The 16,195-nt window shown below is 67.9% G+C and carries 11 protein-coding genes; 6 read left to right on the top strand and 5 right to left on the bottom strand.

From position 1 onward, the window contains the following. The first annotated feature begins 54 nt into the window (after positions 1-54). Positions 55-963 carry a neutral zinc metallopeptidase gene (locus tag AB0F86_RS15765; protein ID WP_356984563.1) on the top strand — a complete coding sequence of 303 codons (909 nt, stop codon included), beginning with the start codon at positions 55-57 and terminating at the stop codon, positions 961-963. A gap of 1 nt (position 964) precedes the next feature. Here AB0F86_RS15765 and AB0F86_RS15760 read toward each other — a convergent pair whose 3' ends face one another. Next, positions 965-1,792 (bottom strand): hypothetical protein, encoded by an 828-nt coding sequence (locus AB0F86_RS15760; RefSeq protein ID WP_067494625.1) that lies wholly within the window; start codon positions 1,790-1,792, stop codon positions 965-967. 446 nt (positions 1,793-2,238) lie between these two features. Between AB0F86_RS15760 and AB0F86_RS15755 the strand changes: the two genes are divergently transcribed. The 3 genes from AB0F86_RS15755 (at position 2,239) to AB0F86_RS15745 (ending at position 8,692) form a co-directional block, all read left to right on the top strand. Further along, on the top strand, positions 2,239-5,097 hold the full coding sequence (locus tag AB0F86_RS15755; RefSeq protein WP_356984561.1) for a DNA polymerase III subunit gamma and tau: 2,859 nt from the start codon (positions 2,239-2,241) through the stop codon (positions 5,095-5,097). A 189-nt stretch (positions 5,098-5,286) separates the two neighbouring features. Continuing rightward, positions 5,287-6,501 (top strand): acetyl-CoA C-acetyltransferase, encoded by a 1,215-nt coding sequence (locus AB0F86_RS15750; protein WP_067494619.1) that lies wholly within the window; start codon positions 5,287-5,289, stop codon positions 6,499-6,501. A gap of 40 nt (positions 6,502-6,541) precedes the next feature. After that, positions 6,542-8,692, top strand: a complete 2,151-nt coding sequence (locus AB0F86_RS15745) for a 3-hydroxyacyl-CoA dehydrogenase NAD-binding domain-containing protein (RefSeq protein ID WP_067494616.1) — start codon at positions 6,542-6,544, stop codon at positions 8,690-8,692. A 77-nt stretch (positions 8,693-8,769) separates the two neighbouring features. Here the strand turns inward: AB0F86_RS15745 and AB0F86_RS15740 are convergent, their stop codons facing one another. Together AB0F86_RS15740 and AB0F86_RS15735 are read right to left on the bottom strand one after the other, a co-directional pair. After that, on the bottom strand, positions 8,770-9,135 hold the full coding sequence (locus tag AB0F86_RS15740) for a cupin domain-containing protein (RefSeq protein ID WP_225281219.1): 366 nt from the start codon (positions 9,133-9,135) through the stop codon (positions 8,770-8,772). Between the two features lie 135 nt (positions 9,136-9,270). Then, positions 9,271-10,017: a hypothetical protein gene (locus AB0F86_RS15735; protein WP_356984559.1), complete on the bottom strand. Its 747-nt coding sequence runs from the start codon at positions 10,015-10,017 to the stop codon at positions 9,271-9,273. A gap of 138 nt (positions 10,018-10,155) precedes the next feature. Between AB0F86_RS15735 and AB0F86_RS15730 the strand changes: the two genes are divergently transcribed. Together AB0F86_RS15730 and AB0F86_RS15725 are read left to right on the top strand one after the other, a co-directional pair. Further along, positions 10,156-11,235 (top strand): esterase-like activity of phytase family protein, encoded by a 1,080-nt coding sequence (locus tag AB0F86_RS15730; protein ID WP_356984558.1) that lies wholly within the window; start codon positions 10,156-10,158, stop codon positions 11,233-11,235. 114 nt (positions 11,236-11,349) lie between these two features. Next, the gene (locus AB0F86_RS15725; protein WP_356984556.1) at positions 11,350-14,901 is read left to right on the top strand and encodes a protein kinase; all 3,552 of its coding nucleotides are present in this window, start codon (positions 11,350-11,352) and stop codon (positions 14,899-14,901) included. Here AB0F86_RS15725 and AB0F86_RS15720 read toward each other — a convergent pair whose 3' ends face one another. Together AB0F86_RS15720 and AB0F86_RS15715 are read right to left on the bottom strand one after the other, a co-directional pair. Further along, positions 14,902-15,423 carry a hypothetical protein gene (locus tag AB0F86_RS15720; RefSeq protein ID WP_356984554.1) on the bottom strand — a complete coding sequence of 174 codons (522 nt, stop codon included), beginning with the start codon at positions 15,421-15,423 and terminating at the stop codon, positions 14,902-14,904. It abuts the gene before it with no gap. Continuing rightward, entirely contained in the window at positions 15,411-16,169 is a 759-nt protein-coding gene (locus tag AB0F86_RS15715) for a hypothetical protein (RefSeq protein WP_356984552.1), read from the bottom strand. Before AB0F86_RS15715 ends, AB0F86_RS15720 begins: the two co-directional genes overlap by 13 nt. Positions 16,170-16,195: the final 26 nt, after the last annotated feature.

Here is a 16,195-nt window from a genome sequence, read left to right as displayed (position 1 = left end):
TATCCACAGCAGCGTCCGGCCTACGGACCGCCGCCGGGCTACCGTCCGCCGCCGATGCCCTACGGTCCGCCGGGCAGGCCGACTCCGCCGCCACGCAAGCGACGCGGCGGTTTCACCTCGCTGATGTTGGTGGTGATTTTCCTCGTCGTCGGTGGTCTGGTGAAGTTCGCCGTGAACAAGGGCGTCGATCTCGGCATCGACGCGTTCGGCCCGAGGCCGACCACCACCTACACGCCGCAACCCGGGAGCGCGCCCGCCAAGACCGGTGACAACCCGCTGGTCACCGATGCGGACGGCTCGCTGGTGCCCGCCTCCTGCGACTACGCGCCGTGGGGCACCCAGGTGGACAAGGCGCGCAAGTTCTTCGAGTCCGCCGCGGGCTGCCTGGAAGCGGCGTGGAAGCCGCTGATGGCCGCCAACGGGCTGCCCTTCGAGTCGCCGACGCTGAGCATCACCGCGACCACCGACGGCATCACCACCCCGTGCACCGGCTCCACCAGCAACTTCGCCGCCTTCTACTGCGCGGCGAACAAGACCATCTACATGCCGATCAGCCAGTTGCAGACCGATCAGTTCCGCGACAACTGGGTGGTGTACCTGTCGGTGTTCGCGCACGAATACGGGCACCACATCCAGGCGCAGTCCGGAATTCTGCGCAAGGCCAACAGCGAACGGGTCGACGCGGGAGCGCGCTCGACCAAGGGACTCGAGCTGTCACGCCGAGTCGAGTTGCAGGCCAACTGTTTCGACGCCATGTTCATCGCCGCGTCCAAGGGCGGCGGTTCGCTGTCGTCGGACCAGGTCACCCTCGCCACCCGCGATTCCTACGGGCGCGGCGACCGGCCGGGCGACATGCGCGACCACGGCACCGCCGACAACGGCGGCAAGTGGTTCGAAGCCGGCCTGGAAAACCTGACGCCCCAATGCAATACCTTCATCGCGGCGGCCGGCGACGTGAGCTGAGTCAGCCGCGAGCGTCCTTGGCCAGCGCGCGCAGGCCGCGTTTGCCCGGGGCTGGCAGGTCGTCGCCCGTGTCGGCGAGCCATTCGGCGGTGACCAGCCAGCGGCGCTGGGCGTGCGCGTCGGCCACATCGAAGAACACGCGGCGGCCGCGGTCGTCACGCAGATCGCGCGACAGTGCCGCCCAGCTCGGGGCCCGGCCCTTGTCTACGGTGTGCTCGGCGACGAAACCCGCGACCATCTTCCCGATCATGTTCACCGGTTTCTGCGACACCCGGTTGCCGTATTTCGTTGTGTGCCAACGGCGGGCGGGGCACAGCGAACCCGGGTTCGCGTTGGAGGCGATCCAGCCGGCGCGCTGAGCGCGTTCGATGAGCCACAGGTGTTTCACTGCGGTCGGCGCGATCTCACCGACCCGATCGGCGATGAGTTCGGTGATCTGGGGGTCGGCGAGGATGTCGCGGCGGGTGGGGCCGATGCCGTGCTCGGTCCAGTGCGCGGCCGCGAGCCTGGCCAGAATCCGGCCGAACTCGTCGATGCTGCGTTGTGCCCGCCTGCCGAGCCGTTCGATCCGTTCGGCCTCGCGGCGCATCTCGTTCTGCGCGGTGAGGGTGCGGATCGCGGCCATCGTCGGCACCTGCCCGCGCTCGAGCAGCTGCAGGATGGCGGCGGCGGTGGCCGGGTCGGCGGCCGCCGCGACGGGTAAGGAGTCGCGCTTGATGTCGAAGTCCTGCGGGCTGATCGCCCGGCTCAGCAGTCCGACCGCGGCGTGGTCGCCCGCGAACTCGGTGTGGGCCAGCCAGGCGGCTGCGATGTCATCACACGACAGCACGATGAAACGTTCCTCCGGTCGATGCGGTGGGGGAGCGATCGGTGCGCGAAGGTTGTGCCCCGGTCGGGATGAGGGACCGGCCGGGGTCACCAACCTGATGAAGGTTTGGCCACCGAAGTTGCCGATAACCACGGTAGCCAGCCGCTTGCGCCGCTGTCACGACGGTTCACGGTTTCGTTACATCTGGAAACGGGTCGATATTCGGGGAGCTGGTATGGAATTAGGCGACAACCAGGATCGACGAACTCGTCCTGTCTCGAGTCGCCGAATCGATAACACTCGATAACCGGTCAGTTGCACCCACCGTGCCCGCTATGTGGCCATGAGTTGAACCTTTAACCACCATGTGATCTACAACACATGTAACCCGCTGTACCGCTATGCCTTTCGGCTCCACCTCTGCGGCGCCAGTCGGGATGTCACACCACACCGGTAGCCTTTGGGCCGTGGCTCTGTACCGGAAATATCGACCGGCGACATTCGCTGAGGTAGTGGGTCAGGAGCACGTCACCGACCCGCTGAGTACAGCGCTGGACACCGGCCGCATCAGCCATGCGTACCTGTTCTCCGGGCCGCGTGGCTGCGGCAAGACGTCCTCGGCGCGCATCCTCGCCCGCTCGCTCAACTGCGTGGAAGGACCGACCTCGCGGCCGTGTGGCGCCTGCGGGTCGTGTGTGGCGCTCGGGCCGGGTGGATCGGGGAACCTCGACGTCATCGAGCTCGACGCGGCAAGTCACGGTGGTGTCGACGACACCCGTGAGCTGCGCGACCGTGCCTTCTACGCGCCCGCCGAGTCGCGCTATCGCGTGTTCATCGTCGACGAGGCGCACATGGTCACCACGGCCGGTTTCAACGCGCTGCTCAAGATCGTCGAGGAACCGCCCGCCCATCTGATCTTCATCTTCGCCACCACCGAACCCGACAAGGTGCTGCCGACCATCCGGTCGCGCACCCACCACTACCCGTTCCGGTTGCTGCCGCCCGCGACCATGCGCGGACTGCTCGGCAAGATCTGCGAGCAGGAGCACGTGCCGGTGGAGGAGGCGGTGTATCCGCTGGTCATCCGGGCCGGTGGGGGTTCCCCGCGCGACAGCCTGAGCGTGCTCGACCAATTGCTCGCCGGTGCCGGGCCCGAGGGTGTCACCTACCCGCGGGCGGTTTCGCTGCTCGGCGTCACCGATGTGGCGCTGATCGACCACGCTGTCGACGCCCTGGCCACAGACGACGGCGCCGCCCTGTTCGGCACGATCGACCAGGTGATGGAGGCGGGGCACGATCCGCGCCGCTTCGCCGTCGACCTGCTCGAGCGTCTGCGCGACCTGATCTTGCTGCGCGCGGTCCCCGATGCCGCCGAGCGAGGCCTCGTCGCGGGCCCCGGCGACGTGCTCGAGCGCATGCGCGACCAGGCCACCCGCATCGGCCCCGCCACCCTCACCCGCTACGCCGAACTCCTCCACGAGGGCCTCGGCGAGATGCGCGGCGCCACCGCCCCCCGCCTCCTGCTCGAGGTCATCTGCGCCCGCATGCTCCTCCCGTCGGTCTCCGACACCGAATCCGCCACTCTCCAACGCCTCGAACGCCTGGAACGCGGATTCGCCGGTGGGGCAATCCCTTCCGCTCGCCCGACCGGCGAAATCCCCGCCCGCCCCGCCGCCGAAGCGCCCGCCTCGTCGAGTGCGCAAGGTTCGAGCGCCGAGGGCCGCCGCCGAGGCGCGGAAATCCTCGCCGCCGCCCTGGCGGAAAAGGAAGCCGCCGCGCGCAAGTCGGGAGCTTCCGGCGCTGAGGAAGCCGGTGCGCGCCAGTCCGATGCTCCCGCCGCCGATGATCGCGCACCACAGCCGCACGTCCCCGCCGCTCACGAGGCCACGACCGACAACTCGGCCACCACGCAATCGCCGGTCGACCGTTCGGCCACATCGCCACCGGCCGCGGGCTCGGCCGCATCGGCACCGGTCGCGGGCTCGGCTGCATCGGCACCGGGCTCGGCTGCATCGGCACCGGCCGCGGGCTCGGCTGCACCGGCCGCCGACCCGGCTGCATCGGCACCGGGGGCCGACTCGGCTGCATCGCCACCGGCCGCCGACTCGGCCGCGACGGCGCCGAACGCGCTCGCGGGACAGGATCCGGCTTCGGAACGTTCGCAGCGGGCGAGTGAGAGCGCCATCGGTATGCGAGGTACCGAGCGCGATGCGGTTTCACGACCGCAGGCTTCGGCGGCGCAAGAGCCTGTCGGCGCTGATCGGGCTGAGCAGGCCTCGTCTGCGCCGCAGCATCCGTCCGTCGCGCACCCGACGCCCGCCGTGCCGCCGCCGAGTGCCACCGAAACGGCCGCATCGTCGGCGCGCGACGAACAAGATCGTGCTGCTCGGTCGTCCGGTGCCTCCCAACCGGTCGTCGACACGCAGGGCGTCGATCCGGCTCCGCCGTCCTCGGTCGACTCGGCTTCCGCCGCCTCCGTATCGGCACCGGCCGTGTCGGACGCCCGCGGTGAGGGCCCGGAAGTTGCGTCGCCGCAGCGTGATTCGCGCGCTGGTACGGCAGAGGACCCTGTGGCCGGGTCTCGGCGAGACGACGCGACCTCGACGCCCGCGCAGGCCGGCGCGTCCTCGGCTGCGACCGGTAACCCCGAGGCACCGCAGGGGCAGGCACCTGCGGAGGATCTGCTCGGCCTCGTCGATGCGGCGTGGGCCGACATCAAGACGAAGGTGCGCGAGTTCGGGCTCACGTTGCATGCGTTGATGTCGGGGGCTGCGGTGTCGCGGGTGGAGGGGCAGACGATCGTTTTCGCGCATCAGAGTGCTCCGTTGGCACAGCGGTTGTCCGATCCGCGCAATATCGAGTCGGTGCGGGCGGCCGTGCGGGCGGTGCTCGGGCGGGAACTGGATGTGCGCTGGGAGACCGGTGCGCCCGCGGCACGCCCGGCGCCGCAGGCCAAGAACACGGCGGGTCCGGCGGAGAGCAAGCCCGCCGCGCGGCCGCAGTTCTCGCGGCCGAGCCAGGCCAAGGGTGGGCGGGCGCGCACCAGCAAGCCTGACGACGACATTCCGCCGCCCGACTTCCCCGACTTACCCGACGACCCGGGTCCGCAGGACAGTTATGCCGTCGATCCGGCGCGTTCCGGCGGCGAGTCGGCAGGCGCCCCGCGTCCCGCGCCCGGCATTCCCGCGCCGCCGACCCCGGAGGAGGAGCAGGAGATGCTGGCCGCCGCCGCGGTTCCGGTGGCTCCGGGCGACCGGCAGGACCCGGACGAGGTCGCCCTGGCGTTGCTGCGCAGCGAGCTCGGCGCAAAGTCTCTGGACGGTTGACAGCCACCGTCCATACCGCGTTAAGTTAACCGGAGTTCGCACACCACGGTAGTATGAACGGGTGGCCGGGAACTCCGGATGGGCATGGTCCTATGCTCCGCTGGTGCTTGCCGGATTTGTACGGCGTCGAAGACGATTGGTCGTGGCGTTCGTGCGGCCACCGCACCCCAAGGAAGGAAACACTCCGATATGACCACAGAGGCCTACATCTACGAGGCCATCCGCACTCCGCGCGGCCGCGGCAAGAAGAACGGCTCGCTGCACTCGGTCAAGCCGATCGATCTGACTGTTGGTCTGATCCAGGAGCTGCGTGGCCGCTTCCCGAACCTCGACGAGGATCGGATCTCCGACATCATCCTCGGCGTGGTCACCCCCGTCGGTGACCAGGGCATGGACATCGCCCGCACCGCGGTCACCATCGCCGGCCTGCCCGACACCGTCGGTGGCTTCCAGCTGAACCGTTTCTGTGCCTCCGGTCTCGAGGCCGTGAACCTGGCCGCGCAGAAGGTGCGCTCGGGCTTCGACGAGCTCGTGATCGCCGGTGGTGTCGAGTCGATGTCGCGCGTGCCGATGGGCTCCGACGGCGGCGCCTGGGCCCTGGACCCGGCCACCAACTACGACGGCTACTTCGTGCCCCAGGGCATCTCGGCCGACCTGATCGCCACCATCGAGGGCTTCACCCGCGATGACGTCGACGCCTACGCCGTGCGCTCGCAGGACCTGGCGGCCAAGGCCACCACCGGCGGCTACTTCGCCAAGTCGATCGTCCCGGTCAAGGACATCAACGGCCTGGTCGTGCTCGACAACGACGAGCACATGCGCCCCGGCACCACCGCCGAGGACCTGGCCAAGCTGAACCCGGCCTTCGCCGGCATCGGCGAGATGGGTGGCTTCGACGCGGTCGCGCTGCAGAAGTTCACCTACGTGGAGAAGATCAACCACGTCCACCACGGTGGCAACAGCTCGGGCATCGTCGACGGCGCCGCCCTGCTGCTGATCGGTTCCGAGGACGCTGGCAAGAACTCGGGTATGACCCCGCGCGCCCGCGTCGTGGCCACCGCCACCTCCGGTGCCGACTCCACCATCATGCTCACCGGCCCCACTCCGGCCGCCAAGAAGGCGCTGGCCCTGGCCGGTCTGACGATCGAGGACATGGACCTCGTCGAGATCAACGAGGCCTTCGCCTCCGTGGTGCTGAAGTTCCAGAAGGACCTGAACGTCCCGGACGAGAAGCTGAACGTCAACGGTGGCGCGATCGCGATGGGTCACCCGCTGGGTGCCACCGGCGCGATGATCACCGGCACCGTGCTCGACGAGCTGGAGCGCCGCAACGCTCGCTACGGCCTGATCACGCTGTGCATCGGTGGCGGCATGGGCGTTGCCACCATCATCGAGCGGGTCTGACCTTCCAACCGGAACTTCTCATAGGAGAGAACGAAAAACTATGACTGACAACATCATCGGTTGGGAGAAGGACGCCGACGGCGTGGTCGTCCTGACCATCGACGACCCGAGCCAGGGCGCCAACACCATGAACGACGCGTACATCACCTCGATGGCCGCGACCGTTGACCGCCTCGAGGCCGAGAAGGACGACATCACCGGTGTCGTCATCACCTCCGGCAAGAAGACCTTCTTCGCCGGTGGCGACCTGAAGAACATGATGCAGGTCGGCCCGGACAACGCCGCCGACGTCGCGAAGATGCTCGACGGTGTCAAGGCCCCGCTGCGTCGCCTCGAGCAGCTCGGCAAGCCGGTCGTCGCCGCCATCAACGGTGCCGCCCTCGGTGGCGGCCTCGAGATCGCGCTGGCCACCCACCACCGCATCGCGGCCGACGTCAAGGGTTCGGCCATCGGCCTGCCCGAGGTCTCCCTCGGCCTGCTGCCCGGCGGCGGCGGTGTGACTCGCACCGTGCGCATGCTCGGTCTGCAGAACGCGCTGATGCAGGTGCTGCTGCAGGGCCAGCGTCACCGCGTTACCAAGGCCAAGGAAATCGGCCTGATCGACGAGGTCGTCTCCTCTGTCGAGGAGCTGCTGCCCGCCGCCAAGGCGTGGATCGCGGCCAACCCCGAGGCTGCCCAGCCGTGGGACAAGAAGGGCTACAAGATCCCCGGCGGCACCCCGTCGACCCCGGCGCTCGCGGCGAACCTGCCCGCGTTCCCGGCCAACCTGCGCAAGCAGATCAAGGGCACCAACATGCCCGCCCCGCGCGCCATCATGGCCGCGGCGGTCGAGGGTGCGCAGGTCGACATCGACAACGCGCTCGCCATCGAGGGCCGTTACTTCATCAGCCTGCTGACCGGCCCGGTCGCGAAGAACATGATCCAGGCGTTCTTCTTCGACCTGAACCACATCAACGGTGGCGGTTCGCGGCCCAAGGATGTGCCCAAGCGCGAGATCAAGAAGATCGGCGTCATCGGCGCGGGCATGATGGGCGCGGGCATCGCCTACGTCTCGGCCAAGGCCGGCTACGAGGTCGTCCTCAAGGATGTCGAGCTCGCCAACGCCGAGAAGGGCAAGGCGTACTCGGAGGCCATCGAGAAGAAGGCCCTCTCCCGCGGCAAGACCACCCAGGAGAAGTCCGACGCGCTGCTGGCCCGCATCACCCCGACCGCGGACGCCGCCGACTTCAAGGGCGTCGACTTCGTGATCGAGGCCGTGTTCGAGAACCCCGATCTCAAGAACAAGGTGTTCCAGGAGATCGAGGACATCGTCGATCCCGACGCGCTGCTCGGCTCCAACACCTCCACCCTGCCGATCACCCTGCTCTCGGAGGGTGTGAAGCGGTCCGAGGACTTCATCGGTATCCACTTCTTCTCCCCCGTGGACAAGATGCCGCTGGTGGAGATCATCAAGGGCGAGAACACCTCCGACGAGGCGCTGGCCCGGGTGTACGACTACACCCTCGCCATCAAGAAGACCCCGATCGTCGTCAACGACAGCCGTGGCTTCTTCACCTCGCGCGTGATCGGCACCTTCATCAACGAGGCCATCTCCATGGTCGCCGAGGGCGTCGACCCCTCGACGGTCGAGCAGGCCGGTCTGCAGGCGGGCTACCCGGCCGCGCCGCTGAAGCTCAGCGACGAGCTGAACTTCACCACCATGCAGAAGATCTACAAGGAGACCGCCGACGCCATCAAGGCCGCCGGTGGCGAGCTGAACGCTGCCGCGGAGACCACCGCCGCGGTGCTCGACAAGCTGGTCGGCGAGTTCGACCGCAAGGGCAAGGCGGGCGGCGCCGGTTTCTACGACTACGTCGACGGCAAGGCTGTCGGCCTGTGGAGCGAGCTGCGTTCGCTGTACAACTCCCAGCGTGAGCTCCCGGAGGGTGTCACCTTCCAGGACCTCAAGGACCGGATGATGTTCGCCGAGGCCATCGAGACCCAGAAGTGCTTCGACGAAGGCGTGCTCACCAGCACCGCCGACGCGAACATCGGCTCGATCTTCGGCATCGGCTTCCCGGCCTGGTCGGGTGGCTCGCACCAGTTCATCGTCGGCTACCCCGGTGGCCAGGAGGCCTTCGTGGCACGCGCCGACGAACTGGCCAAGAAGTTCGGCCCCCGCTTCGAGGTCCCGGCCTCGCTGCGCAAGTAGTAACCACCAGCGCCCCACCCCGGCGCTGCTGACCCGACAGCCCCGCCTCGCCACCGCGAGCCGGGGCTGTCGGCGTATCAGTGGGGCTTGGCGTAGTCGGCGTAGCCCTGCCAGTCGAGCATGACGCAGGGTTCGTCGCCGACGACCCAGGCGTCGTGGCCCGGGGGGATGACCATGACGTCGCCGGGGCCGAATTCCTGCTGTTCGCCGTCGTCCATGGCGACGACGATGCGGCCCGAGAGGCAGTAGCCGATGTGGGGTGCTTGGCAGCTGTCGGTGCCCGCGATCGGCTTCACGTGGTCGCTCCAGCGCCAGCCGGGTTCGAAGACGGCCCGCCCGACCGGGCCTGCTTCGGTGTTGACCAGGTCGAGTCGACCCTTATTCTGTTCGAACGGCCGGGTTTCCTCGGGCGCGTCGAAGTTCATGCGGATGAGCGTGGACATGACATCTCACTTCTGCTCGGGTGATGAGCGGTCATGTCGTGGTCCACCGTGTAGGAGCCTGGCACGGCCCACGGCCGAGCCCACCGAGAAATCTCATCCTTCGCCTCTGCGCCGAGGTGCGCAAGGGTAGGGCCGCTATCGGAACAGGATCGCGGTGATGATGTCGGTGTGGCGGTAGCGGAGGTATTTCTCGACGGTGGCCGCGTCGACGGCGGAGGTGGCGGTGGCCAGCGTGATCACCACGAACTCGGCTTGTGAACCCGCGCGCCATTTGCCGGTCGCGAAATCCTTGATGTAGCTGCCGGGGCGAAGTTCGAAGTCTTTGTCCTCGATCTTGTCGGCGGCGGCCGCGGCGGTGGCTTTGTCCGGCATCGCCAGGATGAACTGGGTGAACTTCAAGCCGCCACCCTCGGCCGACAACACCAGCTCGGCGGCGTACTGACAACCGAGTTCGGTGAGTTTCCCGGCGTGCTCGATGGGGGCGCAACTGGTGTGATCGCGGCCGTCCACCCAATCCGCGTGCAATTCGACATTGTCGAACTTGAAATCCCACTGGCCTTCGTAGTCGGTATAACTCAGGCGCTCACCGGATTTCGACGGTGGTTTCCCCGTGGTGCTGGTCGTGGTGGGCTTGCGGGTCGACGGCACATCCGTCGCCGACGCCGCGACCGCCGAACCGGCCACCCCGCTGTTGCCCGCCCACACCAGCAAACTCGTGCCGCCGACGAGCCCCGCGACCACCACCAGCGCGATGACGATCCATGCACCGCCGGAGTTGCGCGGTGGCGGTGCGAGCGGCGGAACTTCCTGCGCGAACGGTGGATACGCCGTCTCCTTCGACGGTTGCCCCCACGGGGCGGGATCCTGTGGTGGATAAGTCATCTCAGCTCCCCCTTCCACGGACGGCAATCGCGCCCGTGCCTGCCCCGAGTTTACCGATCGGCTCCGCCCGGCCGGATCGGCGGAAGTATTCGAACGGCGTTCACCCGACGGCACTCCGGGGTGGCTAGCGTGCCGGTCATGGGACGTCGGCTGGGTGCGGTGGTGTTCGGTGCGGTACTGACCGGGGTGTGGGCGCCGGTCGGTGCGGCCGAACCGATGGTGCGGGTGCTCGGGGAGCAGGTGATCGAGCACGACCTGGACTTTCAGGGCACGGTGGTCGGTGGGTTGTCGGGCATCGACTACCGGCCCGGCAGCGGCGATTTCGTGCTGATCAGCGACGATCGCTCCGAGAAGAGCCCGGCCCGGGTGTACACGGCGCGGGTCCCGCTCGGAGACACCGGTGTCGGGGCGGTGGAATTCACCGGAACCGTGCCGTTGCGTCGCGGCGATGGTTCGATGTATCCGCCGAAGTCGGTCGACCCGGAGGACATTCGGGTCGACCCGCTGACCGGTGACTATTTCTGGACGCAGGAGGGCGAGCGGGCCGGAGTGCTTGCCGATCCCTCGGTGCGCGTCGCCCGATCCGACGGAAGTTTCATCTCCGAATTGCCGATCCCGGAAAACGAACGCATGCTGTCGGATTCGGGCCCTCGCCAGAACCAGGCACTCGAAGCGGCGACCTTCGCGGCGGGCGGCGCGTTGTTCGTCACCGCGCTGGAAGGACCGCTGCTCGGCGACGGTCCCGAGGCGACGCCGACGAGCGGCGCGATCACCCGGATCACCGTGCAGGCCAGGTTCGGTCCGCTTCTCGCCCAGTACCCGTATCCACTCGAACCGGTCTTCACCGATTCGCGTCCGGAGCCCGGCCGGGCGAGCAACGGCGTCACCGCGATCCTGGCCGTCGATCCCGTCGACCCGACCCGATTCCTGGTGCTCGAGCGCGCGTTCGCCGAGGGTGCGGGCAACCGGGTCCGCGTTTTCGAGATCGGCACGGCAGACGCGACGAATATCCTCGACGCACCCGTCGCGGGTGCGCGTCCGGTGACCAAACGTCTCGTCGCCGACCTCACCGACCTCGGCGTCGCGGCCGTCGACAACATCGAGGCGATGACGTGGGGACCTCGGCTGTCCTCCGGCGAACGGACCTTGGTGCTGGTCGCGGACAACAACTTCAGCGCGCGCCAGCGCAGCCAGGTGATCGTTCTCGCCGTTCGCTGACCGTCGGGCCATCCGTTGCCGCCACAGCATCGAATCTCCACCCGTTGGATGCCGGATCGCGCTAGCTTGGATATGTAAGACCGGTGACGCCATTTCGAATCGAGAGGTGGTCACATGGAACCGGAGCCGACGCGCATCCAGGATGGGCGACCCGGATCGTCGCCGGTCGGGACCGATACGCAACGGACCGCCGCGCCGGGCGAGACCGACGAGGCCGTGGTCGCCGAACTCGACGCGATGGGATTGACCGACGCCACCGAGATCGGGCGCGGCGGGTTCGGCGTGGTGTACCGGGCGGTGCAGCCCGCGCTGGATCGCGTCGTCGCGGTGAAGGTGCTGTCTTCGGAGATCGATCAGGAGAGCCGCGAGCGGTTCCTGCGCGAGGAACAGGCCATGGGCAGGCTGTCGGGACACCCGAATATCGTCGATATCCTGCAGGTCGACGTCACGGGCACCGGTCTGCCGCTGATCGTGATGCCGTACTGCCCGCGCGGCTCGCTGGAGCGTCTCATCCACGACCGCGGCCCGCTCACCTGGGAAGACACCCTGCGTGCCGGCGTGAAGCTGGCGGCGGCGATCGAGTCGGCGCACCGGGCGGGCATCCTGCATCGCGACGTGAAGCCCGCCAACGTGCTCATCAGTGGCTACGGCGAACCGCAGCTCACCGACTTCGGTATCGCCCGCATTCCCGGCGGGTTCCAGACCTCGAGCAGCCTCATCACGGGTTCGCCCGCGTTCACCGCCCCCGAGGTACTCCGAGGCCATGAACCGACCGTTCAGTCCGATATCTATGGGCTCGGTGCCACTTTGTTCGCGCTGCTCACCGGCCATGCCGCATTCGAGCGGCAGGCGGGGGAGAAGGTCGTCGCCCAGTTCCTGCGCATCACCACGCAGGCCGTCCCGGACCTGCGCGCCAAGGACTTCCCCGCCGACGTGGCCGCCGCCATCGAAAAGGCCATGTCCCAGGATCCGGCCGATCGCCCGGCCTCGGCCTACGAATTCGGCGAACTCCTGCGCGACGTGCAGCGTGCCCACGGTCAGATGCCCGACGAGATGGCGCTGCTGGTCACCGGCGACGAGCTCGCCGAGCCGCCTCCGGAAGCCCTCAAAGTGGTCACCGCGCGCCGCAGCTGGCCGCTCACCCTGCAACCGGCGGGAGCGTCGGTGCCGGTACACAAGCCGACCACCGGCACCCTGCCGCCCACCGCCGCGACCAAGTTCCGTCCGCCGACCCCGGCGCGCGATCCGTTCCCCCGCCCACGACTGCTCGACACCTTGCGTTCGGGTGGTCTGCGCAGGCTCGCGCTGATCCACGCGCCCGCCGGATTCGGCAAGAGCACCGTCGCCACCCAGTGGCGCGCCGACCTCGCCGCCCGCGATATTCCGGTGGCCTGGCTCGGTATCGACTCCGACGACGACAGCGAGATCTGGTTCCTCGCGCACCTGATCCAGGCGATCCGGCGGGTGCGTCCCGATGCCGGCGCCGGCCTCGAGCAGGTGTTGGAGGAACGCCCGTCCGATGCGGTGGCGTTCGTGATCGCCACGCTGATCGACGAGATCCATGCCAGTGACCGGCCGGTGGTCGTCATCGTCGACGACTGGCACCGCGTGCACGACCCCGGTGTGCACCGGGCGATGGCGACGCTGCTCGACAATGGTTGCCACCATGTGCGTTTCGTCGTGACCAGCCGAGACCAGGCCGGATTGCCGATCAGCAGGCTGCGGGTGCGCGACGAGTTGGTCGAGCTCGACGCGGCGGCGTTGCGGCTCACCGAGTCGGAAACCCGCCAGATCCTGGTGGAGCGCAACGGTTTCGCGCTCACCGACGAACAGGTCGAGCAGATCCACGCCGCGACCGACGGTTGGCCCGCCGCCATCCAGCTGGTGAGCCTGACGCTGCGCGGCACCGCCGATCCCGGTCAGCTGCTGGTGCAGCTCGCCGAAGGCGGGCACGGGATGCGGGAGTACCTGGCCGAGAACGTGCTCGGCACGCTGGAACCGGACCTGCTGGAATTCCTGATGGCGATCTCGGTGGTGGAGCGGGTGAACGGCTCTCTGGCCACGCTGCTCGCCGACGTGCCCGACGGTGCCGCCCTGCTGGAGCAGGCCGAGCAGCGCGAGCTGTTCCTGCATCGGCTCCCGCACGATCCGGAGTGGTATCGCATGCAGCCGCTGTTCGCCGAGCATCTGCGCGCGCGTCTCGAACGCGCTCATCCCGGGCGCTCGAAAGTGCTGCACCGCAAGGCCGCTCGCTGGTACGCGGAGCATCAGTTGCTGCGCAAGTCGGTGGATCACGCGCTGGCCGCGACCGATCTCAAACTTGCCGCCGACCTGCTGGAAAGCGGCGGCATGGACCTCATCGACGGTTCACGGCTCGCGACGTTGCTCGGCAGTGTGTCGAAACTGCCGATGCAGCAGGTGAGTTCGCGGTCGAAGCTGTTGATGGCGGTGGCGCGGGCCAATATGAACCTGCAGCAGTCGGGCACTGCTCGCACCGCCCTCGGCAGGTTGTCCAACCTGCTGGCCCGAGGCGCCACCGGCGGTCCCGAGCTGGCGGAACAGCGATGCGCGGCAACGGTTCTCGAAGCTGCGGATCGGGTGGCGCACGACGACACCGACGGCGTGGCCGATCAGCTCGCCACCTGCCTGGAAGCGCCGGACGGGCTGCCGGACTGGATCGTCTCGACGGCGGCCAACCTGATGTCGTTCGTGCGTCTGTGCGAGTTCGATTTCGCCGAGGCCACCGCCACCCAGGACTGGGCGGCCGAGTATCACGCTCGTTCCAAAGACCCCCTCGGCCCGGTCTTCGGGCTCTGCGCCCGCGCCGCCGCGGCCTACGAACAACTCGATATCGCCACGGCAACCGCCTGTCTCGAGCAGGCCTACGAGACGGCGCGTACCAAGGCGGGTCCGCGTTCGGATGCCGCGCGCGTCGCGGCGACCATGCTGGGTGAGGTGGCCTACCGGCGCGGTGACCTGGCCACGGCCGACCGGCTGCTCGACGAGAGCCACCAATTGCTCACCCGCGTGGGTCCCGTCGACTTTCTCGTCGCGACCTTCGTCATCGGAGCACGCGTGAAAGCCGCCCTCGGCGACCAGTACACCGCCGCGGCCCGGCTCGAGGAGGGCGCGCGCGTGGCCGCGGCCAACAGCCTGGCCAGGCTCGACGCCAACGTGCGGGCGGAACGTTCCCGCCTCGGCCTGCCGCCGGGCAACGGCGCCAACGGGATCGTCATCGACCCGTCGGGCAATGGCGGACGGCGCAAGACGGGCGCCGCCGCTCTCATCGCCGAGGCGAGGCAGGTGGCCGAAATCCGCACCCTGCTCACCGAACAGCGCCTGCGCGCCGACGACCGCGCCGCCCGCCACGCCCGTGTGCTCTATTCCCGCGTCCTCGAACAGTCCCGCCCCCGTGCGGAATTGGACGCCACCCTGCTGCTCGCCGAATGCCTCGCGGCGGCAGGCTGGATCGGCGAGGCGACCAACCTGGTCCTGCCGGTCCTGCGCACCTGCGCCGACCTCGGCTGGACCCGCCCCCTCCTCGACGCGGGCCCCGGCATAGTCGGCCTCCTACACGTCCTACGCACCCAGTCCCACGAAACCGCCCAACACCCCATCCTCGACGGAATGCCCGGCCACTTCCTCGACGAACTCCTGTCGGACTGATCAATCGTCGGTGAGCGCGATCAACGCTACCCGCGCTCGTTCCCTCGAAATCACGACCAGTTCGTGAAATTCGATGTGCAGATCGCCATAGTCATTCTTAGTAACGGGGCCCAGGTCGCGTAATTCGAAAACCGCCTCGCCTGCTCGAATCGGCTCGATAACCTCGGTTGCGACGGTGGCGTGCAGCTCTTCGGGTATGCCCCGGCAATTTGCCAGCCAGGCGTTGACAACGGCGATGGCATCGTCAGCGTTGATCGGGTCGAAGGATTGCGGCCCGATGGCTGAGAGCCAGTAAGGACCATGGCGGGTCCCAGCGGGATCCACCCCGCCGCCGACGTAGTCGTCCTTGTACTCGACCGATTCGACCAGTGCACGAAGAATCAGCCTGTCAGTCGGCAGATGATCTGTGATCGCAAAATTCTTGATATCGATCCATTGAAATTTGTGGCCGGTGTCGCTGTCGAACTTGTAGTCGCGAAAATTCACAAACCGACTGTCGAGATATTTCATCAGATATGCCATTTCTTGATGATCACCGCCGTCGATTGGACGATTTCTACGGTGATCGCGGTTCCACCAGCACCGGCTGCAGCAGCACCGACTCCGGCGGTGAGAAAGGCGGCGACACCGACGACCACGGCGGTCAAGGCGATGGCGGCGTCGAGCTCTACCGCGGCGGCCGCGACTTGTTTGCCGATATCCTCGCGCATGGTGCTCAGCGCGTCGTTGTGTTCGGTCAGCGGCGTGGTGATGCCTTTGGCTGCTTCGGCGAGGAGCTTCGCTGCTTGTTCGAGGGTGGCGAGCTTTTCATCGATAGCGATGATGTTCGGATCGCTGTTGCCTTCGAATTTCGCGCTGACCCCGTTGATCCGGGTCGCTGCGCCGGTGACCGTGGCGTGTTCGGCGAAGGTCTTCCACGCGTCACGTGCGAGGACGAGTTTGGTGGTGTCCCCGTTGGGGATCCGACCAACACGTTCCAGTAGGCCGACCACAACGCCTTCGTCCAACCCCGGCCCGTTGTCTCCACGGGAACTGACGGGCAAGGCCATGCCGGAGTCGTACAGCGGCTCCGATTCGGTCGGGCGAACGGGTGCCTCGCCGGTAGCGGTTGTCCGGTTGTAAAACCACCAGTTGTAGCCATTGGCTTTGAGGACGTCGCCGTAGCGTTGCAGCGCGTTGGCCAATATTGCAGCGAGAGTGACGATATCGGCGGCGTGGGTATCGTAGGTGGTGATCCAGCTATTGCACGAGTCGTGGTTGCCCGCCATGCCGCCGCATTCGTTTTGCAGGGCTG

This window comes from Nocardia sp. NPDC023733 (genome assembly GCF_040639775.1).
Lineage (GTDB): Bacteria > Actinomycetota > Actinomycetes > Mycobacteriales > Mycobacteriaceae > Nocardia > Nocardia rosealba.
The sequence above is the reverse complement of the archived record's forward strand: the minus strand, read 5'-3'. Positions and strand labels throughout refer to the sequence as shown.